This is a genomic window from Taylorella asinigenitalis ATCC 700933 (assembly GCF_000687755.1).
Taxonomy (GTDB): domain Bacteria; phylum Pseudomonadota; class Gammaproteobacteria; order Burkholderiales; family Burkholderiaceae_B; genus Taylorella; species Taylorella asinigenitalis.
Genome location: NZ_JHXN01000009.1, coordinates 56975 through 77177, shown reverse-complemented (window position 1 = coordinate 77177; position 20203 = coordinate 56975). Strand labels below are relative to the sequence as shown.

Here is a 20203-nt window from a genome sequence, read left to right as displayed (position 1 = left end):
ATATGAATACTAAGGATGGCTGCCCAAACTGGGTTCGAACCAGTGACCTGCGGATTAACAGTCCGTCGCTCTACCGACTGAGCTATTGGGCATCAAAATTAGTAAAGATGTGATTTTAACTAAAATAAGCACCCATTACAAGCAAACGAGTACTGATTTTAATCAAATTGTATTATTTATACACCCCTATACAATCAATCATTATACAGCTTCACGAGCTGCTTTACGTCTCTCATGCTCTTGCAAATGACGTTTGCGCAGACGAATATTTTTAGGCGTAACCTCAACTAATTCATCATCATCAATAAACTCAACCGCATATTCCAAAGTTAATTTAATAGGCGGCACTAGTCGTACTGCTTCATCAGTACCAGAGGCACGAATATTAGTCAGTTGTTTTCCCTTGATTGGATTGACAACGAGATCATTGTCACGGCTATGAATTCCAATAATCATACCCTCATACAAAGCTTCACCAGGAGAGACAAACATACGGCCCCTATCTTGCAATTTCCACAATGCGTATGCCACAGCATCCCCGTTATCCTGACTAATCAATACACCATTGCGACGCTCACCGATAGAGCCTTCACGCACAGGAGCATAATCATCAAAAATATGGCTCATTAATCCGGTACCGCGGGTCATCGATAAGAAATCCCCCGTAAATCCAATCAACCCGCGTGCAGGAATGCGATATTCCAATCGAGTACGTCCACGTCCATCTGACTCCATATTAAGAAGCTCACCTTTGCGACGGCCTAACTCCTCCATAACGCCCCCTTGATGCTCATCTTCAAGGTCAATGGTCAATAACTCCATAGGCTCATGTTTCACGCCGTCAATCTCCTTAAACACCACTCGAGGACGAGATACCGCAAGCTCATACCCCTCGCGACGCATATTTTCAAGCAAGATCGTAAGATGCAACTCTCCGCGACCATTTACCTCGAACACAGTGTCATCGTCCGTATCGTTTACACGCAAAGCCACATTCGACTTTAATTCTAGATTAAGGCGATCACGCAATTGACGTGAAGTGACAAATTTCCCCTCACGACCAGCAAGCGGAGAAGTATTTACCATAAAATTCATAGTAAGAGTAGGCTCATCTATTTTTAGCATTGGCAATGCTTCCGGTGCACTCACATCACACAATGTGCACCCAATTCCTATCTCCTCGATACCGTTGATAAGCACGATATCCCCTGCTTCTGCAGAATCCACTTTCTCGCGCTCAAGACCTTTAAACTTAAGCACTTCATTAATGCGGCCGTTAAAAGATTCTCCGTCTTCTCCAAATTTAACAACCACGTTTTGCCCTGGCTTAACGCGACCGCGATTAATACGGCCAATCCCTATCTTGCCTACATAGCTGTTGTAGTCTAAAGAGATAATTTGCATTTGGAATGGGCCATCAACATTATCGTTACGTTGAGGAACGTATTTAAGAATTGTCTCAAATAAAGGACGCATATCCCCGCTTCTTACATCCTCAGTTAATCCTGCATAACCATTAAGTCCCGAAGCATATACCACTGGGAAGTCTAGCTGCTCTTCAGTAGCACCTAATTTATCGAACAAATCAAAAGTCGTATTAAGCACATAATCAGGACGTGCACCAGGTCGGTCGATTTTATTTACAACCACGATAGGCTTAAGTCCCTGTGCCAATGCCTTTTTCGTAACAAATCTCGTCTGTGGCATCGGACCTTCAACCGAATCAACCAAAAGAAGTACACCATCAACCATTGAAAGCACACGCTCTACCTCACCACCAAAGTCCGCATGTCCTGGAGTGTCGATAATATTAATATGCGTGTCTTCATATTGCACAGCACAGTTTTTAGAGAGAATGGTAATGCCGCGCTCTTTCTCAATATCGTTTGAGTCCATCACCCTTTCTGCAACTTGTTGATTTTCGCGGAAAGTACCTGATTGTCTGAGTAATTGGTCCACAAGCGTAGTTTTACCGTGGTCTACGTGAGCGATAATTGCAATATTTCGAAGAGCTCTGCTCATAATTGTCCTTAAAATAAATTAATTAGTTTTAATAGCAACCTCTGCGGGCAAATCGTCTAATGCAATTAATGCCCCCACAGGATGCTCAAGTTCCTGAAAATCAGCCAGTTTAATAGAATTCGCTATTTCAAAAGGCCCAACTGCTGTACGTCTTAAAGCACTCAAATGTGCATAACACCCCAAATCACGACCTATATCTTGTGCAAGCGTTCTTATATAAGTACCTTTACTAGCCTTCACATGCAAAATTAGAGTAGGATACTCGTATTTGATTAACTCAATATTAAATATCGTAACTTTCCGTGCTGCACGTTCGAGTTCAATTCCCTCACGTGCATATTTGTACAATGGCTTCCCGTCTTTTTTGAGAGCCGAGTACATCGGAGGAATTTGCTCAATTTCTCCTGTGTACTTTAGAAGTACGTCTTTTATTTTTTCCAAAGTCGGTTCTATATCACAATTTTTTTGGGTGGCAATGCCCGTGCAATCTCCACTATCAGTCTCTACTCCTAGTGATAATGTTGCAAGGTAGGATTTATCTGCATCAAGCATAGTCGCACACAACTTCGTACCTTTTCCGAAGCAGCATATCAAAAGTCCCGTAGCAAATGGATCAAGAGTACCAGTATGACCCCCCTTTTTTGCATCTAAATATCTGCGTGCACGTTGAAGTGCGAAATTGCTCGATAACCCCTCGGGCTTATCAAGCAACAGAACGCCATCTATATCCTGACCTTTTCTGCGAGTCATGAGTGTAAACTTTTACTAGAGACCTCGAATTTTAGGAGGCTCAAACTCGTCGCCAATTGCGTATAATTCATCGTCCGAAGCTGCATTATTTGCTTTATCTATAAGCTTGCTCATCTCCATTACGTGCGAAAGCTGGTCATCGTGAAAAAATCGCAAAGTAGGCACAGTATGAATATGAAGCATTTTGTAGAGCAAGGAATGCAGATACCCAGCTTTATCATTTAAAGCATCTTGAGCATCCAATGGCTCAGCTCCAAGAACAGAAAAATACACTTTTGCATGAGCATAATCAGCCGACAAGTCAACGCGAGTCAAGGTGATTAGACCATGACGCGTACCCAATTCGCGTTGAATCAAGCTTGCAAGATCTTTTTGTATCTGGTCGGCAATGCGTATGTTTCTGCTCGGTCCAGTTTTAGTTTTATGTCTATTCACTTTTACTATAAGGTCCTTGCAATTTCACGAATTTCAAACACTTCAAGCTGATCACCAACAACGATATCGTTATTGTTTTTCAATGAAATACCGCAGTCGAAACCAGACTTAACTTCTTTTACATCGTCTTTAAAGCGTTTTAAAGATTCAAGATATCCTGTCCAAATAACAACATTATTTCTTAATTGACGAACTTGTGATTCGCGACGTACAAGACCCTCAGTAACCATGCAACCAGCAACTTTACCGACTTTAGAAATTGTATAAACTTCACGAATTTCAACAAGACCGATAATCTCCTCTTTCTTATCTGGAGTAAGCATGCCAGAAAGAGCACTTTTAACTTCATCAACCGCATCATAAATAATATTGTAGTAACGAATGTCAATGCCGTTGTTTTCGGCTAATTTTTTAGCCCCTTGATCTGCACGTACATTAAAGCCAATTATCACAGCCCCTGAAGCAGTTGCTAAGTTAACATCTGATTCAGAGATACCACCAACTGCAGCATGAACAACTTGAACACGAACTTCATCACCTGAGAGTTTCAAGAGTGACTGTACGAGAGCCTCTTGCGACCCCTGTACATCAGTTTTAATAATAAGTGACAATGTCTTCACGCCCTCATTATTTTGGAACATATTTTCAAGGTTTTGAGCTTGTTGACGTGCAAGTTTCACATCACGGAATTTACCCTGACGGAATAATGCAATCTCACGTGCCTTGCGTTCATCTAAAAGCACAAGCACCTCATCACCAGCATCTGGTACCTCAGATAAGCCTTGAATTTCTACTGGATATGATGGACCAGCTTCATCAATTGTTCTATTGTTTTCGTCAAGCATTGCACGAACACGGCCAAAACTTGCACCCGCTAAGATTGCATCACCGCGATGTAAAGTACCGCTTTGAACTAATATCGTAGCAACTGGACCTTTACCTTTATCCAATCGAGCTTCGATCACAATACCTTTTGCTGGAGAATCAACAGGAGCTTTTAATTCCAATATCTCAGCTTGGAGGAGAACGTTTTCTAATAGGTCCTCAATTCCTTCACCAGTTTTAGCCGAGACATGAACAAATGGAACATCACCACCATATTCTTCTGGAATAACTTCCTCAGCCACTAATTCTTGCTTAACTCGCTCAGGGTTCGCTTCTGGCTTATCGATTTTATTGATGGCAACAACCATGGGCACACCAGCTGCTTTTGCATGGCTTATAGCCTCTTTAGTTTGAGGCATAACCCCATCATCAGCCGCAACAACGATAATAACAATGTCGGTAGCCTGAGCACCACGTGCACGCATTGCAGTAAACGCCTCATGCCCTGGTGTATCTAAAAACGTAACTACATCACCTGATTTGGTTTTCACTCGATAAGCACCGATATGTTGAGTAATACCGCCAGCCTCACCAGATGCCACTCGAGTGCGACGAATATAGTCAAGCAAAGAAGTTTTACCGTGGTCCACATGACCCATTACAGTAACAACAGGTGCTCGAGTAGACATTTCGTAGTCGCGAGATTCATTTTCCGCATCCAAAAATGCCTCAGGGTCATCAAGCTTAGCTTGAATTGCAGTATGACCTAATTCCTCAACTACAATCATCGCCGTTTCTTGATCAAGCACCTGATTAATAGTAACCATCTGACCAAGCAACATAAGTTTTTTAATAACTTCAGCCGCTTTTACGGACATTTTGTGAGCCAAATCCGCTACTGTAATCGTCTCAGGCACATGAATTTCTCTAGCGATGAACTCCTGCACTTGTGGCTGTTTTACTTCGACATTTTTATTTTTCTGCCTCGAACGGCCACCGCCCGCTCTCCATGTATCTTCGCCAGAATCTGTATAGTTTCGCTTATCGTGCCTGTCGGTAGAACTTGGTTTTTTGCTAGGTCTTATGCCATCGCCCCAGTTCTTATCGGATTTATCGCCCCCCTTAGATGACTTAGATTTGCCACCCTTTTTCTTAGTTTCAGATTCATCATCTGACTCACTTTGCACTTGAGGCTTCGCTTGAACAGGAGTCGCACTAGGAGCACTTGTAGGAGGAGGCGCCGCTTTTTTAGCCGGTTTTGGATTGCGCATATAGTTAGTCAATGCTGCTGCTTCACTCTCGGCTTTCTTACGGGCATCCTCCCTCATTTTTTCCGCTTCCGCATCTGCCTCTGCGTTCGCTTTTGCTTCCTTATCCTTGGTAGCATCGTGAGACTTTTTAGGCTCAGCTTCACTCGCTTTTAAATCCTTAGTTGAAGCCGCTTTTTTAGGTTCAGGCTTAGGCTCATCTTTTTGTGGCAATGCTTGTGCTTTTTTCTCAACTTTTTCTGGTTCACCTTTATGAGTTTCTTCAGATTTAACTGTAGGTTCAGCAGGTTCTTTAACCGTAGATGTCTCTACTTTCTTCTCTTTAGTCTCTGAAACTTTCTGTGCATTCTGCTCAAGCTTTTTATTAAGCTGTGCCGCTTCTTTTTGTGCAATTTCTTCTCTGCTTACTTTAGTATCTTTCTCTACTTTAGGCTCAACCTTAGGTTTTGAAGCAGTTTGAGCTGGTTTTTTTGGCTCAGCAGGCTTCGTAGCAACAGATTTAGCAGCTTCTTGTTTTTTGGGTTCATTCAGAACAACCGTACGTCTTTTTCTCGTAGTGACTGAGACTGTAGAACCGTCAGCTTGCTTGATCTTTGAGTGCTCGTTGCGCTTTAAGGTCAATTTTTTCTTTGTGCTGTTTTCAGTTGTTTTAACTGTATCTTGGGTCATTCAAATACCTATAAAATTTATTCAAACCAATGTGCGCGTGCTTTCAAAATAATTTCCGAAGCCGACTTTTCATCAATATCTAATATCTCCAAAAGCTCATCCGTAGCCAGTTCCGCTAGGTCATCTCTATTGTTTATGCCATTTAAAACAAGTTTTGAAACCATATCTGCGTTTAAGCCCTCAATATCCATCAGACCTTCTGAAGATGCAACTCTTTCATCTCTTTCAGCAGCTGCAATCGATAAACTGTGACGAGCCCTATTTCTAAGTTCATGTACAAGATCTTCATCAAAGCCTTCAATCTCAAGTAACTCTTGTTCAGGTACATAAGCCACTTCTTCTAGACCCGTAAAGCCCTCTTGAATAAGGATTGAGGCAATCTCTTCATCGATATCTAGCTTCTCGGTAAACAGATTCATAATTCCTTTATCTTCTTCCTCTTGACGAGCCTGACTTTGCTCAGGAGTCATGATATTAATCTGCCATCCAGTTAACTCCGAAGCCAATCTTACATTTTGTCCGCGAGTACCAATAGCCTTAGCTAAATTATCCTCATCAACGACAACGTCCATCGTATGCTTTTCTTCATCAACGATAATCGAAGAAACATGAGCTGGTGACAATGCCGATATAACAAATTCAGCCGGCTCATCTGACCATAAAACAATATCAATTTGTTCTCCGTTTAATTCATGTCTTACAGCACCGACTCTTGATCCACGCATCCCAACGCATGTACCAATAGGATCAATACGCTTATCATATGCTTGAACAGCAATTTTCGCCCTTAAACCAGGGTCTCTAGCTGCCGCTTTGATTTCGAGTAAACCTTGTTCTATTTCAGGAACTTCGTACTCAAAAAGTTCTCTTAAAAATTCTGGGTCAATGCGAGATAGTTGAATAATTTGACCCTTCGTTTCTTTATCAATTTTCTGTACATAGGCCCTAACACGATCTCCAATACGGAAATTTTCTTTAGGAATCATCTCAGCTTTAGGAAGACGCGCCTCAAGCTTACCTATTTCAACAATTACATCACCCTTGTCTATTCGCTTAACAATTCCTGAAACAATAGTTTCGTTCTGGGCTACAAATTCATCTATAAGCTGTTTACGCTCAGAGTCACGGATTTTTTGTAGAATCACCTGTTTAGCAATTTGAGCTCCTATACGACCAAACTCTTGCGGCTCCAAAGGTTCCTCAATAAACTCTCCAACTTTAATATCTGGGTAGTCTTCAACCGCATCCGAGAAAATTTCTTGACGCTCAGGCTCTTGAATGCCATGCTCATCTGGTACCACTTCCCAACGACGAACCCCGACGTACTGACCAGTATCGCGATCAATCCTAACAACAACATCAGCCCCTTCCTTAAATTGCTTCTTCATAGCCGAGGCCAGAGCACCCTCAATAGCAGCAAAAATTTCTTCTACTGGAAGGTTCTTCTCGTGTGCAATTGCGTCTATAAAATGGATAGTTTCGCGACTCATTATTTTTTACCTTTGAAATTTAAAATTGGGTCTAATTTGGCTCTATCGATATCAGAGTAATTAAATTCAATAACCTTTTCCGCACCCTCTTGTGCAGGATCAGTATTTTTATTTTTTTTAGATTTAGATGTTTTCTTTTCTTGATCTAATACCAATCGAAAGGGATTTTTTGAATCCTCAGTCAATTCGAGTATCCCTTTGAATATTTTTTTGTTGGCAATGGCATCGTGAAACTTCACCTCAACCCTTTGTCCACTAAATCTATAAAAATCATCCTCTTTTTTAAGTGGTCTATCGGTACCAGGAGATCCCACTTCTAGTCGAGCATAATCAATATCTTCTACTTCATAAAGGCGTGACAGGAGACGGGATACTTCCTCACAATCATCAATCGTGATACCCCTATCAATATCTATCGTAACTCTAAGCAAATTATGTGCTGCTCGTTCAATATCAACTAATTCGTAACCAAGCCCTTCAATAGGACCTAGGCTTATTTCAAATAAATCTTTCATAATTGAATAAAAAAAATGGGCTTTGAATTAGCCCATTTCTTTAAATATTGCTACTATCATAAGACTAAATTAAGTCTCAACTAATGAAATATTTTAACAATAATTGTCTGATTTAACAAGAAAATTAATGTTTTGATGAATAGCCATTACTTGACCTAGAACTGCGACTTCTTTTCTGACTAGGTGTGGCCCTACCAGTCAAGCCCCTTTGCGGTCCACCTGCACTTTTTCTGACCTGATGAATAGAAAAATTATGACTTGGATCCATTGATTTCTCAAACCCTGGTGGCAATGCATTGTTATGTGAAACAGGACCTCTTCTTCCTTTTTTCTCATAAGAATCAGGTTTTTTGTTTAAACCTAAACACTCCATTAAACCTAATACTTGTAGAGGCTCTAATTCTTCCCAACGCCCGCGTTTCAAATTTCTTGGAAGATGAACATCCCCGAATCGCGATCTGATTAGTCGACTTACAGTAAGGCCAAGAAATTCAAACATTCGGCGCACTTCACGATTTCTTCCTTCGTTTATAGTGACGCGATACCATTTATTACTGCCCTCTCCACCAATAAAATCAATGGCTCCAAATTTGGCTAAACCATCTTCAAGTTGAATCCCATCTTGCAAAATTTTTATTTGCTCATCACTTAATTCGCCTAATATCCTAACGGCATACTCACGCTCATTCCCGTATCGAGGGTGCATAAGTCGATTAGCCAAATCACCTGAAGTCGTAAATATCAGTAATCCCTCAGTATTAATGTCCAATCTACCCACTGATACCCATTTTGCTGTTTTCATTTTAGGTAGACGTGCAAATACCGTGGACCTATTTTGAGGGTCATCTTGAGTGACTATTTCACCAGCTGGCTTATGGTAGAGAATAACTCTGGGCACTCGATTTGCCTTAGGTTTATTGATAAGTCTTCCATTAACCTTGACGATATCTTCATCCGAAATTCTTTGTCCAATATGAGCTGGTACACCATTTACGGATACGCGTCCTTGAATGATGAGTTCTTCCATATCTCTTCTTGAGCCCACCCCAGCATCAGCCAAAACTTTGTGCAACTTAGGTCGTGAGGAATTTTCTGCTACTTTAGCTAGCTTATTGATTTTTTTTTCGAATTTTCTATGTCCCTCAGTCAAGAACTCAAAGACATTCTGATCTTCAAAATCATTACTATCCACATTATTGGTCTCTATAGAATTGCTATCCTCGCAACCAAGCTTTGGATTATGTTTAGATTTTGATCTAGTATTTGTTGTTTGTCTTCTGCGAAAGGGGCTGCGAAGTTTACGAGCACGCGATTCAGTAGAAGATGAAGTTTCTGCGTTTTGTGTCATAAAAAAAGGAATCTAATTAGATTCATGTAAATTCAATTGTGAATTATTAGTTTGGCTAGATGATGAGTCAATTAAATTTTCTAGACCCTCTTCGCCTAAAGAATCTATAGGAGGTAATTCAGTAAGAGACTTTAAACCTAAATCATCTAAAAATTGTTTAGTAGTACCTAAAAGTGAAGGTCTTCCTGGACCATCGCGATACCCGACCACGTCTATCCAACCACGCTCTTCCAAAGTTTTAATTATGTTAGAGGAAACTGTCACACCCCTTATATCCTCAATATCACCCCTAGTAACGGGCTGACGCCAAGCAATAATAGAGAGTGTTTCTAATACTGCCCTAGAGTATTTAGGAGGTTTTTCTGGATTGAGCCTCTCAAGGTACTTTTGCATCTCAGGTCTAGATTGAAATCTCCAACCTGACGATAACTCAACTAATTCTAACCCACTATCAGCCCACTTATCCTTAAGGCTTAAAAGATGTTGCTCAATATCCACATTACTAACTTCATCAGAGCTTAAAAATAAGTTCCGCAAATCACTAATTTTTAAAGGAGTGTTAGAACAAAGCAAACAAGCCTCTAAGATTTTAGAGATGGTATCGCTATGCATTAGTCTGAATCATATATGGGCTAAAAATTAAGTACTAAGTGTATTTTAAAAAAATACGTAATGTCAAAATATTAAATTATTTTTACAGAAAGTATTGAGTTAGTATTTTTTTTAAATTATAATCATTCTTTCTTGACGCGGGGTGGAGCAGCCTGGTAGCTCGTCGGGCTCATAACCCGAAGGTCGTAGGTTCAAATCCTGCCCCCGCAACCATTTTTCTACTCTTAGAGTTTTATCTCTACCTCCCCAAATATATTATTCATAACTTCTCTCATATCTTTATCAATTTCACACGTAAAAGCAAGTCTATTGCCATCTTTAGGATCATTAAATTCTAATTTGTATGCATGCAACATTTGCCTTAAGTTTGAGAAATTTTTAAGGTCTGGGCCGCCATAAAGAGAATCCCCTAATAGAGGATGATTAATAGATGAAAGATGTACTCTAATTTGATGTGTACGCCCTGTTTCGAGTTTGCACAATAATAGACTTGAGTTTTTTCCATCAAATTCCGCACGAGATAAAGTTGTGAAATGAGTGCGTGCCTCCTTAGGGGCTATAGGATTGCTTTGCTTAGTTGAAGCCATCTTTATTGGATTTCGTGGATCGCGACCAATATCGTCTGTAATTGAACCCGAATCTGAAGTGCAACCAGATACTATCGCAATATAACTTCGACCCATTGTTCTACTTTGAAGTTGTTTAACAAAATCAAGTTGAGCGGCTTCAGTCCGAGCTACAACCAAGATTCCAGATGTATCTTTATCAAGTCTATGAACTATGCCAGCTCGAGGTACATAACTTAATTCAGGAAATTTAAAAAGAAGACCATTCAATAATGTTCCTGACCAATTACCAGCTCCAGGATGAGTAACTAAGCCAGCAGGTTTTCCAATGACTATCCATTCTTGAGATTCTTCTAAAACTTGAAAATCAATTTGTTCTGGCTGAAAAGCTTTTGTGTGCTCATCTGGTTGAATACACACTTCAATTTCGTCTAATGGCCCAACAATCTGCCGAACTTTTGATTCCTTGGAGGATTTACCATTAACGCTTACATGGCCACATTCAATCCAATCTTGAACTCTACTCCTAGAATAATCAGGCAATAATTTAGCGAGAATTTTGTCTAAACGATCAGCTTTTGTGCCAATTTCAAGAATAAATTTTTTTGTTTCAAGGGGTTCGTCTAACATATATTTGATCGAATATTAATTTATTGATTATATTTGTAGGTCTAGATAATGTTATTATTAAGCGATCTATTTTTAAGATTTGTGTAACTTAATTAAATGAAAAGAACTCTAAGAAACATTTTAATTCTATCCCTTACTACTATCATATCTGCATGCGGTATTTTTGGTCGCGAAATAGATGAAACTGCAGGTATCCCCGCAGATAAACTATACGACACTGCTCGTGAGCATGTTCGTGGTCGAAATTGGGATAGTGCTAGAAAATATTTAAATGCCATTGAAAACAGACATCCTTATAGTTCATATGCTCAACAAGCTATGATTGATCAAGCTTATGTTAACTGGAAGGATGAACAGCCAGAGAGAGCTATTGCAGTTATAGATAGATTCTTGCAAATATATCCAAGCCATCCTGGCACAGAGTATATGCTTTATTTGAAAGGGCTGATTACATTTACTCCTCCATCACATTTTTTAACTAGTTTTGCAGGTCAAAAGCCAAGTGAGCGTGATCCTCGTGGACTAAGACAATCTTATACTGCCTTTAAAGTGTTGGTGGATAATTATCCAAATAGCCGTTATGCGGCTGATGCACGTCAAAGATTAGTGTGGTTAGTTACTACATTAGCTGAACATGAAACTAATGTAGCTAGATATTATTACGAGAAGAAAGCTTACGTTGCAGCTGTAAATCGTGCACAAGTTGTTCTTACAGAGTTCTCAGGTGTACCTTCAGCAGAACTTGCTTTATATATTCTTATGAAATCCTATGAAGCTCTAGGTTCTGAAGAACAAGCTGCTGACGCAAAAAGCGTTTTAGTTAAGAACTTTCCTAACAGTCGTTATTTGACTCATGGATTTAAAGGTGAAGGTGGGTTTATGAAATACCTATCACCTAGTAAATGGTTTAACTAAAACTTTCTATAAATTTAAGGGCCTCTTCGAGGTCCTTAATTCTTTTAAAATCTGGAAGAGAATTAAGTATTCTTTTTCCATATCCTTTTGTAATCAGCCTTTTATCCGCTATCACAACTAAACCACGATCCGTCTCTGTGCGTATTAAGCGGCCTACACCCTGTTTTAAATCTATGGCAGCTTGTGGAACCATATGATGCATAAATGAGCTTATTCCTTGATTTTCAAGATTTTCAATTCGTGCACTAACTAATGGATCAGATGGAGAATCAAAAGGTAGCTTTTCTACAATTAAAAGTTGTAATTGCTCACCAGGAAAATCAACACCCTTCCAAAATGTAGATGTAGCAACTAAGATGGGAGAAGGAGTATTTAGAAATTTTCTAACTAAGCTAGATGTACTTTCTTGATATTGTTTAAGAATGGTTCTTTCTGGAAGTATATTTCTTAATTTTGCAGCAATAAATTCAACAGAATTTATACTTGTACACAAAATAAGTACACCACCTTGAACCTTACGTATTAATGGAAGTACGAAATTTACAAATTCATCTAGAAAAATTTCATCTTTAGGTTCAGGAAGATTGAGTGGAATTAATAAACCTGCATTTTCTTGATAGTTAAAGGGTGATGGTTCTATAAGTGAGTCATGCTTACCTAAACCCAATTGCTTAGAAATATAATCAAAATTTCCATCAACTGAAAGTGTGGCTGAGGTTAGGATCCAAGATAAATTTTTAGGCTTAATCTTTCCAAAAAAATCGACCAATAATGGTAGAGCATGTAATGTCACCCCAAATTTAGATATGGAGGCCCATTTTACATATTGTTGAATATTTTCTTTGTCTTGATCGACTGAATCATCTTTAGAAATCTCATCATGAATACAAATTCCTAATGTGTTTTTAAGAGCTAAAATCTCCTCTGATATGCTCTTTAAAACTTCGTATTGGAGACTTAGGTCTTTAAGTAAACCACCCATAGTTTGAAGTAAATTATAAATTCCCTCCAAAACGGTAAAAGATAATGGCGAAACCTTTTTGAACTCCTCCATTTTTAATTTAGATGCATATTTTCTATTCGAATATTCCGATACCGATAAGCGAAGAGCTTTATATAGACTATCGTACTCATTAATTAAATTAGTAATATCAGAAAATTTGTGTCTCTCTGAACTTTTGATTTTTTGAAATTCAGGATTTCGAATATTTTGTAGTTCTCCGAACAAGGATTCCACTGCTACATTAGAAAACCTATAACCCATATGATTAGTAATATCCTCTGGCAATGAGTGTGCTTCATCGAAAATAATATTCATATCTTTAGGGAGCACACCAATCTCATACTTTATTTTGCTATCCATATCAGATAATGTGAGGGCATGATTTACTACAACGATATCTGAAATAACAGCTCGTTCGCGTGCACGATAAACAAAGCATTCATCTCTATATAAACACTTCTCCTTAAGACAATTTTGTGTAGTAGATGTAACTTTAAGCCAGATAGTTGAATTTTCAGGAACATGAGGACATTCCGCAATATCGCCAGACTTAGTTTTCGATGCAAAAAATTTAATATGTTTTAAATAACTCGCATATTCTGCAGGGGCATCCTCCTCTATACCAGCATGCTCAAACAATTCACCTCTTTCGCTTAAGAAATTTCTATATCTATATAAGCATAGGTAATTGCTTCTACCTTTCAAAATACAGCTATTTATCTCCTCTCCAAGAGCTTCTTCAATCGCAGGTATATCCTTATAATAAATTTGCTCCTGAAGCGTTTTTGTCCCAGTTGAAATTATTGATTTATGATGCGATAGGATTATGGGCACAAGATACGCCCATGTCTTTCCTGTACCAGTACCAGATTCCGCAAGTAATGTACCCTTGTTTTTTAAGGCTTTATCTATGCTCTCTGATAGCTTGACTTGAGCATCGCGAACTTTGAAACCTTTTAATTTTTGTGGCAATACTTTTGTAAATATCTCTTTAATTCGCGACATAAATGATAATGATGGGCAAAAAATATATTTTAATTTATGAACAAACTAGAAGATCCTTAAATCTAGTAGTGAAGCATGGACTTAAATAATTTCGCTGCATATGCCATCTTGTAGATAATAGTGAATTACTTAGTCTAAGGGTGCCTTTTCCGAATCTTTGATTTGTATCATCTAGGGTCTTCATAAGAGAGCTTCTCCTATCGAAGTTCTCTAAGTGTGCCGCAGTATCCCATAATGATAATTGATGACTAGTAGGTGCAGGAGTTATCTCACCTAAAGTTATGCCCGCTTTCTTGTAATTAAAACCCCTTCTATAAACTGATTTTAATAACTCTTGTGCTCTTGCATTTAATGTTAAGGTATCGTGCGTAGCTTCCACCAAACGCACCATCTTATAGCCCCCGTACTGTTTATCTTGCTCTCGATAACGATTTGTCTTAATAAAAACCGAAATTTCTTTTGCGAAGCTATTTTGCTTTCTTAATTTACGGGCACCTTCAGCAATATGTTCAGATATGGCCGATTGCAACGGTTCAAGCTCGGTTATAAGTTCCCCAAAACTTCTACTACATACAATTTGTTTTCTATCTTGTAGTTCTTCCAAATCTGCACATGGTGTACCCTGTAATTCTAATTGTGTGCGCTCCATAACGACAGAAAAATGCTTACGTAGGAGCCTAGAGTCTGCATTAACTAAATCATAGACGGTATGGATACCCATAGTTTTAAGTTGCTTTGAAATGCGTCGTCCAATACCCCAAATTTCAGATACCTCCATAGACCTAAATGCCCTCTCTTTTAATGAGTCGGACCAATCAGTCCATACCACTACACCACCAAAAGCATCGGGGTATTTTTTAGCTAAGTGATTACAAAATTTAGCTAAAGTTTTTGTGGGGGCAATGCCTACGCAAGTCGGAATACCAACCCATCTAAAAACTCTGTCTTTTATCGTGTGTCCTATTTCTTTAAAAGATGAATATTTAACATCACAAGTATCTATAAAGGCAAAACACTCATCTATTGAATACACTTCAATATCGGGAACTACCGATGCGATTGTGTTCATCATGCGAGATGAAATATCTGCGTATAACTCGTAGTTGCTTGAAAAGGCATAAACTTCTTTTCTATCAACCAGGTCTCTAATCTGAAAAAAAGGCATGCCCATAGGAATGCCCAATGCTTTAGCTTCTCGAGTTCGCGCTACAACACAGCCATCCTGATTTGATAACACTACAACTGGTGATTCTCTTAAGTCAGGTCGGAAAATTCGCTCACAGGAGCAATAAAAACTATTTCCGTCTATCAAAGCAAACATAATTAACTGCGAAAATCCTTAATTACATGCATAATCACACCTACTATTCTTAATTGCTCCTGATCCTTAAACTTAATAGGCGTGTAAATACCACTGCGATTTTCTGGTCTTAGTTCCACAGATCCATCTGGAAGTATGCAAAGCCTTTTGATTGTGTACTCATTTCCGATATCAGCCATAACAATATCCATATGCTTAGCTGTCACAGATCTATCGATAATTAAAATATCATCCTTTGCGATACCAATATCAATCATAGAATCCCCACCACTTCTTACAGCGATAGTGGCCATAGGATTCTGAACTAAGTAGGTATTAAAATCCAAATAATCGGCCACATATGATTCAGCTGGCGATGGAAATCCTGCGGGTATTCTCTCAAGAGCTAGGGGGATAGATAATTCTAAAGCCGAACTCTCATCCCAAGAATCTGGAAATTGCTGCAGTTTCAAATTTTCAATTAAAGTATCAATTGTAGGTATCAAGCTTGCAGGAACTCTTTTAACGACCATAGCTTCACCAAGTACAGATTTGCGACCTGCTCCCTTACGAGAGCCGCCCCTAGAGCCTGTATCATGAACGAGTTTTAGTTTTGAGTCCGACATATTCAAGATAATTTTTTTTGATTTCGTTACGAAATCATAATTTATATTTTCTTGACTGTCAATTGATAGTAAATACTTGAAAATTAAAGAATTGTTAACTTAGCGATAGCTAGTGACAATGTCTTTGTACCTTCTTTAAAAAACTGAATTTGAGCCTGTGCATTAGAACCTTCGCCAAAAAGCTTAAGAATTACACCCTCACCAAATCTAGGGTGACTTACGCTCATACCAATTCTATAGGGCGAATCGGATTTATAAGTTTTAATCGACTCTTTTCTAGAACCATACTCTTCAAACCCATCCATAGAGTATCTTGAATCAGCATATGATTTTGGTTTGCGTGAAATCCATTTAACGTGTTCGTCAGGAATTTCGTCAATAAACTCAGATTTCGTGGTCATAGTAGTCTGACCATATATTTGACGCATTTCAGTGAATAGTAAATATAAACGTTTGCGAGCACGAGTCATTGCTACATACATAAGGCGACGCTCTTCCTCGAGACCATTTAGTTCAGACAAACTATTCGCATGTGGAAATAGCCCCTGCTCCAATCCTGCAATAAATACAGCATCAAATTCAAGACCCTTGGAAGAATGCACTGTCATCAGCTGTACTGCATCAAGGCCGCGTTTAGATTGATTATCTCCCGCCTCTAAACTAGCTAAACTTAGAAACAATGCCAAAGGAGACATATTTTCCATATCCGCCCCCTCAATCAATTCAACTGACTTCAAGTAGGCGATATTTTCTTCATTACAAAAGACTTTAGCGGCATCAATAAGTTCAGATAAGTTCTCCAAACGTTCCTCACCATCGCGCTCACTTGAGTAGAACTCCGCAATACCCGACTCTTGAATAACTGCCTCAACCAACTCTGGCAATGTACTCTCTTTTGCAATTTCTTGTAGTTTCTTAATTAAATCTAAAAATCCATTTATTTTTTTAGCCGCTTCACCGTTAAGCCCACCAGCAGCCAATGCAAGACTACAACCAACCGCTTGTGCGACATCAGTTAATTTTTCAATAGTCCTATTTCCAATGCCACGAGCTGGAAAATTTACTACTCTTGAAAATGCATTATCGCTATCTAGATTATGAATTAATTGCAAATACGCAATTACGTGTTTTATCTCTTGTCGCTCATAAAAACGAAGGCCACCATAAACAATATATGGAACTCCCGCTCTAGCAAAGCCATGTTCAATGGCACGAGATTGTGCATTACTTCTGTATAGTATGGCTATTTGTGAATGGTCATACCCTTCTCTGAGTAGTGACTTAGTTTCATCTAAAATCCAAGAAGCCTCTTCATTTTGATCCATTAGACAATTGATTCGAATTAAATCACCGTCACCTTTATCTGACCAAAGATTTTTTCCAAGTCTATCTTTATTTTCTGAAATAAGTTTATTTGCGGCACTCAAAATATGATTATATGAACGATAATTTTGCTCAAGGCGTATCAAGTTTTCTTTCGCATACTGTTGCTCGAAATGCCGCATATTTCCTACATTTGCACCGCGAAAAGAGTAAATCGATTGATCATCATCTCCAACAGCAAAAATAGAAGATTCTTTTCCAGCTAACAAGCCAAGCCACTGATACTGAAGTTTATTGGTGTCCTGAAATTCATCGATTAATATATGCTTAAATCTTAAGTTGTAATGCTCTCTTATATTCTGATTATTTTTTAGCAACTCCACTGTTCGCAAAAGCAGCTCAGCAAAATCGACCACCCCTTCTTTATTACATTGATTCTCGTATGTTGTATATGCCTTAAGGACATCTTTTTCGAAATCATCAAATGCTTGAGCTTCACTAGCTCTAATACCAGCTTCCTTCAAATTATTAATAAAGTATTGAACTTCGCGAATAGGATAAACTTTCTCATCATCCATATTCAAACTTTTAAGAATTCTTTTAATCATGGATTTTTGATCGCCCATATCCATAATTTGGAATGCAGATGGCAAGCTCGCTTCCCTATGGTGCGTTCTTAATATTCGATGACTAATTCCATGAAAAGTACCAACCCACAACGTTCTTGGGCTAACAGGAATATAATGACCAATCCTCTCAATCATCTCTTTAGCTGCTTTATTAGTAAAAGTTACAGCTAAAATTCTCTCAGGGGTGGCAATGCCTTGTTTTACAAGCCATGCAATTCTAGTAGTCAAAACTTTCGTTTTACCACTACCTGCGCCAGCTAATACTAAAAGATGTTGTGCATCACTGGTAACTGCAGATAATTGCTCTTTATTTAATGACTCTAAAACCGATTGCATTCCTACTCCACACGCTCTAATACGGCAGCGAAAAACCCATCCGTGCCATGCACATCTGGTCTAAGTATAAGCATATCCTTATGTGACTCAAGACCAGTGATTCTATCTCCTAAAACCTTTTCTGGATTTATTAATTTGAATTCAGGATTATTTGATAAAAACTTTTCAATTTGTTGTTGATTCTCTTGTGGCAATATACTGCATGTTGAGTAAATCAATCTTCCGCCTTTTTTAACGCATCTTGATGCTGCTTTTAATATTTTTTCTTGAAGTTCTATAAGCTCCTGTAAGTCTTTTGGAGTTTGTCTCCATTTAAGATCTGGATTTCTTCTAAGAGTACCTAATCCAGTACATGGGGCATCAACTAATACTTTATCCACCTTTCCAAACAGTCGTTTTACACGTTCATCATTTTCTGACTTTATAGGTATGCAGGTTACGTTACTTAAACCACTTCGAGCGAGCCTAGGTTTAGCTTTTGCTAAGCGATTACTTGCCGTATCTAAGGCATACAATCTCCCATGAGAATGCATCAATGCCCCTAATAGCAAAGTTTTTCCGCCGGCACCAGCACAGAAGTCTACAACCCAATCACTTCTTTTTGGACTAACTAACTGGCAAAGTATCTGACTTCCCTCATCTTGCACTTCTATAAGACCACTCTTGAATATATCCCATGTATTAAGAGATGGATTTGTTTTTATCCTTATACCCCAAGGCGAATATTTAGTTATTGAATAATTAATCTCATCGAGAAGTTCATCTCGTTTTATTATCTCAAGAATCTCCTCTCTACTAGCTTTCAAAGGATTTGCTCTTATATCTAATGGTGCTTTTTGATTAAGACTGTTGAGAAGATATTCAAAGTTTGGAAGTTGAGATACTTTATTAAACAACCACTCTGGAACACTATATTTCACTAAATCATTAAGAGTGGATTCATCAATATTTAGTACTCTATCAAACCACTGCTCTTGATCTTCCTTAAGCATGCTTTTTATTTCATCTGCACTATAAATTGAATTTAAACCCAGCAAGGCTAATCTTTGGTTCTCTGGCCCTACACCACTTTGAGCATAGTTTCTATATTTTCTAAGATTGCGTAATATATCGAATACAGCAGAGGCTACAATGCCACGATCTTTATGACCTAGTTTTTTATTATTTTTAAACCAGTTCGATAAAACAGAGTCTGCTGGATACTTGAATTTAAGAATTTCTTCAAGAACTTCAGCAATTTGAAAAACTCTTAGATAAGATAATTTTAGTTTCATATTTCTTCAGAATAAAACGTGGTTTTTATAGACTTTTTGTACTTCACTTCACCATCTTCATTAATCACATAGCCATCAGCTAAATACCCAACCACTGAAGGGTATATTACATGTTCAACCTTTAAAACTCTTGCAGCCAATGAATCCGCATCATCTTCAGGCTTAACGGGCACTACACCTTGAGCAATAATTGGACCATCATCTAAAAGTGAAGTTACAAAATGAACAGTACAACCATGAACTTTTACTCCTGCCTCGATAACCCTCTCATGAGTATGCAGTCCAGGAAAACTTGGAAGAAGTGATGGATGTATATTAATGACCTTGCCCTCTAATGGTCTAACAAAAGAAGCATTTAACACTCTCATATAGCCCGCCAACAACACAAAATCTGGGTTCAATGATATAACTATATCTAGGAGCTTGCGATCAAACTCTTCCCTATCGTATCCCTTATCCTGTGGCAGTGGCACGTGCTCTACACGTACACCATTTTCCCTAGCCCAAGCGAGCCCTTCAGATTTAGCATTATGTGAGATAACAGCACAAATTTCTATATTTTTATTAATTTTTGCGTGATTCACTATCGCTTTCATATTTGAACCGCGACCAGAGATTAAAATAACAAAACGCATGAATGCTTAATCCTTAAATATAAAACA

At 38.5% G+C, this 20203-nt stretch carries 16 protein-coding genes and 2 tRNA genes; 2 read left to right on the top strand and 16 right to left on the bottom strand.

What is annotated here, in order from left to right:
• Nucleotides 1–16: 16 nt before the first annotated feature.
• From T432_RS0106110 to scpB, 9 genes are all read right to left on the bottom strand, one after another.
• Nucleotides 17–92: transfer RNA gene (locus T432_RS0106110), tRNA-Asn, on the bottom strand.
• A gap of 109 nt (nt 93–201) precedes the next feature.
• Complete coding sequence (gene typA, locus T432_RS0106105; RefSeq protein ID WP_014111723.1) at nt 202–2022, bottom strand: translational GTPase TypA; 1821 nt, start codon at nt 2020–2022, stop codon at nt 202–204.
• Between the two features lie 18 nt (nt 2023–2040).
• Complete coding sequence (gene truB / locus T432_RS0106100) at nt 2041–2772, bottom strand: tRNA pseudouridine(55) synthase TruB (RefSeq protein ID WP_028884576.1); 732 nt, start codon at nt 2770–2772, stop codon at nt 2041–2043.
• Nucleotides 2773–2787: 15 nt separating this feature from the next.
• The gene (gene rbfA / locus T432_RS0106095) at nt 2788–3207 is read right to left on the bottom strand and encodes a 30S ribosome-binding factor RbfA (protein ID WP_015551210.1); all 420 of its coding nucleotides are present in this window, start codon (nt 3205–3207) and stop codon (nt 2788–2790) included.
• 5 nt (nt 3208–3212) lie between these two features.
• A complete protein-coding gene (gene infB / locus T432_RS0106090) occupies nt 3213–5969 on the bottom strand; it encodes a translation initiation factor IF-2 (RefSeq protein WP_028884575.1) in 2757 nt (918 codons plus the stop codon).
• Nucleotides 5970–5986: 17 nt separating this feature from the next.
• Nucleotides 5987–7459, bottom strand: a complete 1473-nt coding sequence (nusA, locus tag T432_RS0106085) for a transcription termination factor NusA (RefSeq protein WP_014111727.1) — start codon at nt 7457–7459, stop codon at nt 5987–5989.
• Nucleotides 7459–7974 carry a ribosome maturation factor RimP gene (rimP, locus tag T432_RS0106080; protein ID WP_028884574.1) on the bottom strand — a complete coding sequence of 172 codons (516 nt, stop codon included), beginning with the start codon at nt 7972–7974 and terminating at the stop codon, nt 7459–7461. Before rimP ends, nusA begins: the two co-directional genes overlap by 1 nt.
• 124 nt (nt 7975–8098) lie before the next feature.
• Entirely contained in the window at nt 8099–9322 is a 1224-nt protein-coding gene (rluB, locus tag T432_RS0106075) for a 23S rRNA pseudouridine(2605) synthase RluB (protein ID WP_028884573.1), read from the bottom strand.
• Between the two features lie 12 nt (nt 9323–9334).
• Nucleotides 9335–9934 (bottom strand): SMC-Scp complex subunit ScpB, encoded by a 600-nt coding sequence (gene scpB, locus T432_RS0106070; protein WP_014111730.1) that lies wholly within the window; start codon nt 9932–9934, stop codon nt 9335–9337.
• 136 nt (nt 9935–10070) lie between these two features.
• Between scpB and T432_RS0106065 the strand changes: the two genes are divergently transcribed.
• Nucleotides 10071–10147, top strand: a tRNA-Met gene (locus tag T432_RS0106065).
• Nucleotides 10148–10158: 11 nt separating this feature from the next.
• Here the strand turns inward: T432_RS0106065 and T432_RS0106060 are convergent.
• Nucleotides 10159–11130: an RluA family pseudouridine synthase gene (locus tag T432_RS0106060; RefSeq protein WP_028884572.1), complete on the bottom strand. Its 972-nt coding sequence runs from the start codon at nt 11128–11130 to the stop codon at nt 10159–10161.
• Nucleotides 11131–11226: 96 nt separating this feature from the next.
• On the opposite strand from T432_RS0106060, the gene T432_RS0106055 reads away from it, so the two are divergent.
• Nucleotides 11227–12045 carry an outer membrane protein assembly factor BamD gene (locus T432_RS0106055; protein ID WP_015551214.1) on the top strand — a complete coding sequence of 273 codons (819 nt, stop codon included), beginning with the start codon at nt 11227–11229 and terminating at the stop codon, nt 12043–12045.
• Here the strand turns inward: T432_RS0106055 and T432_RS0106050 are convergent.
• From T432_RS0106050 to purN, 6 genes are all read right to left on the bottom strand, one after another.
• Nucleotides 12038–14053, bottom strand: a complete 2016-nt coding sequence (locus tag T432_RS0106050; protein ID WP_028884571.1) for an ATP-dependent DNA helicase — start codon at nt 14051–14053, stop codon at nt 12038–12040. The two genes, T432_RS0106055 and T432_RS0106050, sit on opposite strands and share 8 nt — an antisense overlap.
• A gap of 34 nt (nt 14054–14087) precedes the next feature.
• Nucleotides 14088–15374 carry a Y-family DNA polymerase gene (locus tag T432_RS0106045; RefSeq protein WP_014111734.1) on the bottom strand — a complete coding sequence of 429 codons (1287 nt, stop codon included), beginning with the start codon at nt 15372–15374 and terminating at the stop codon, nt 14088–14090.
• A gap of 2 nt (nt 15375–15376) precedes the next feature.
• Nucleotides 15377–15979 (bottom strand): LexA family protein, encoded by a 603-nt coding sequence (locus T432_RS0106040; RefSeq protein ID WP_015551217.1) that lies wholly within the window; start codon nt 15977–15979, stop codon nt 15377–15379.
• 83 nt (nt 15980–16062) lie between these two features.
• The gene (locus tag T432_RS0106035; protein WP_028884570.1) at nt 16063–18267 is read right to left on the bottom strand and encodes a UvrD-helicase domain-containing protein; all 2205 of its coding nucleotides are present in this window, start codon (nt 18265–18267) and stop codon (nt 16063–16065) included.
• Between the two features lie 2 nt (nt 18268–18269).
• The gene (locus T432_RS0106030) at nt 18270–19541 is read right to left on the bottom strand and encodes an RsmB/NOP family class I SAM-dependent RNA methyltransferase (RefSeq protein ID WP_028884569.1); all 1272 of its coding nucleotides are present in this window, start codon (nt 19539–19541) and stop codon (nt 18270–18272) included.
• Complete coding sequence (purN, locus tag T432_RS0106025; RefSeq protein WP_028884568.1) at nt 19538–20176, bottom strand: phosphoribosylglycinamide formyltransferase; 639 nt, start codon at nt 20174–20176, stop codon at nt 19538–19540. The genes T432_RS0106030 and purN overlap by 4 nt, the downstream gene beginning before the upstream one ends.
• Nucleotides 20177–20203 lie beyond the last annotated feature (27 nt).

Excerpts from the sequence above, each read along its gene's own strand:
- typA (WP_014111723.1), bottom strand. The coding sequence starts at position 2,022 with ATGAGCAGAGCTCTTCGAAATATTGCAATTATCGCTCACGTAGACCAC.
- truB (WP_028884576.1), bottom strand. The coding sequence starts at position 2,772 with ATGACTCGCAGAAAAGGTCAGGATATAGATGGCGTTCTGTTGCTTGAT.
- infB (WP_028884575.1), bottom strand. The coding sequence starts at position 5,969 with ATGACCCAAGATACAGTTAAAACAACTGAAAACAGCACAAAGAAAAAA.
- nusA (WP_014111727.1), bottom strand. The coding sequence starts at position 7,459 with ATGAGTCGCGAAACTATCCATTTTATAGACGCAATTGCACACGAGAAG.
- rimP (WP_028884574.1), bottom strand. The coding sequence starts at position 7,974 with ATGAAAGATTTATTTGAAATAAGCCTAGGTCCTATTGAAGGGCTTGGT.
- rluB (WP_028884573.1), bottom strand. The coding sequence starts at position 9,322 with ATGACACAAAACGCAGAAACTTCATCTTCTACTGAATCGCGTGCTCGT.
- scpB (WP_014111730.1), bottom strand. The coding sequence starts at position 9,934 with ATGCATAGCGATACCATCTCTAAAATCTTAGAGGCTTGTTTGCTTTGT.
- T432_RS0106060 (WP_028884572.1), bottom strand. The coding sequence starts at position 11,130 with ATGTTAGACGAACCCCTTGAAACAAAAAAATTTATTCTTGAAATTGGC.
- T432_RS0106055 (WP_015551214.1), top strand. The coding sequence starts at position 11,227 with ATGAAAAGAACTCTAAGAAACATTTTAATTCTATCCCTTACTACTATC.
- T432_RS0106050 (WP_028884571.1), bottom strand. The coding sequence starts at position 14,053 with ATGTCGCGAATTAAAGAGATATTTACAAAAGTATTGCCACAAAAATTA.
- T432_RS0106045 (WP_014111734.1), bottom strand. The coding sequence starts at position 15,374 with ATGTTTGCTTTGATAGACGGAAATAGTTTTTATTGCTCCTGTGAGCGA.
- T432_RS0106040 (WP_015551217.1), bottom strand. The coding sequence starts at position 15,979 with ATGTCGGACTCAAAACTAAAACTCGTTCATGATACAGGCTCTAGGGGC.
- T432_RS0106035 (WP_028884570.1), bottom strand. The coding sequence starts at position 18,267 with ATGCAATCGGTTTTAGAGTCATTAAATAAAGAGCAATTATCTGCAGTT.
- T432_RS0106030 (WP_028884569.1), bottom strand. The coding sequence starts at position 19,541 with ATGAAACTAAAATTATCTTATCTAAGAGTTTTTCAAATTGCTGAAGTT.
- purN (WP_028884568.1), bottom strand. The coding sequence starts at position 20,176 with ATGCGTTTTGTTATTTTAATCTCTGGTCGCGGTTCAAATATGAAAGCG.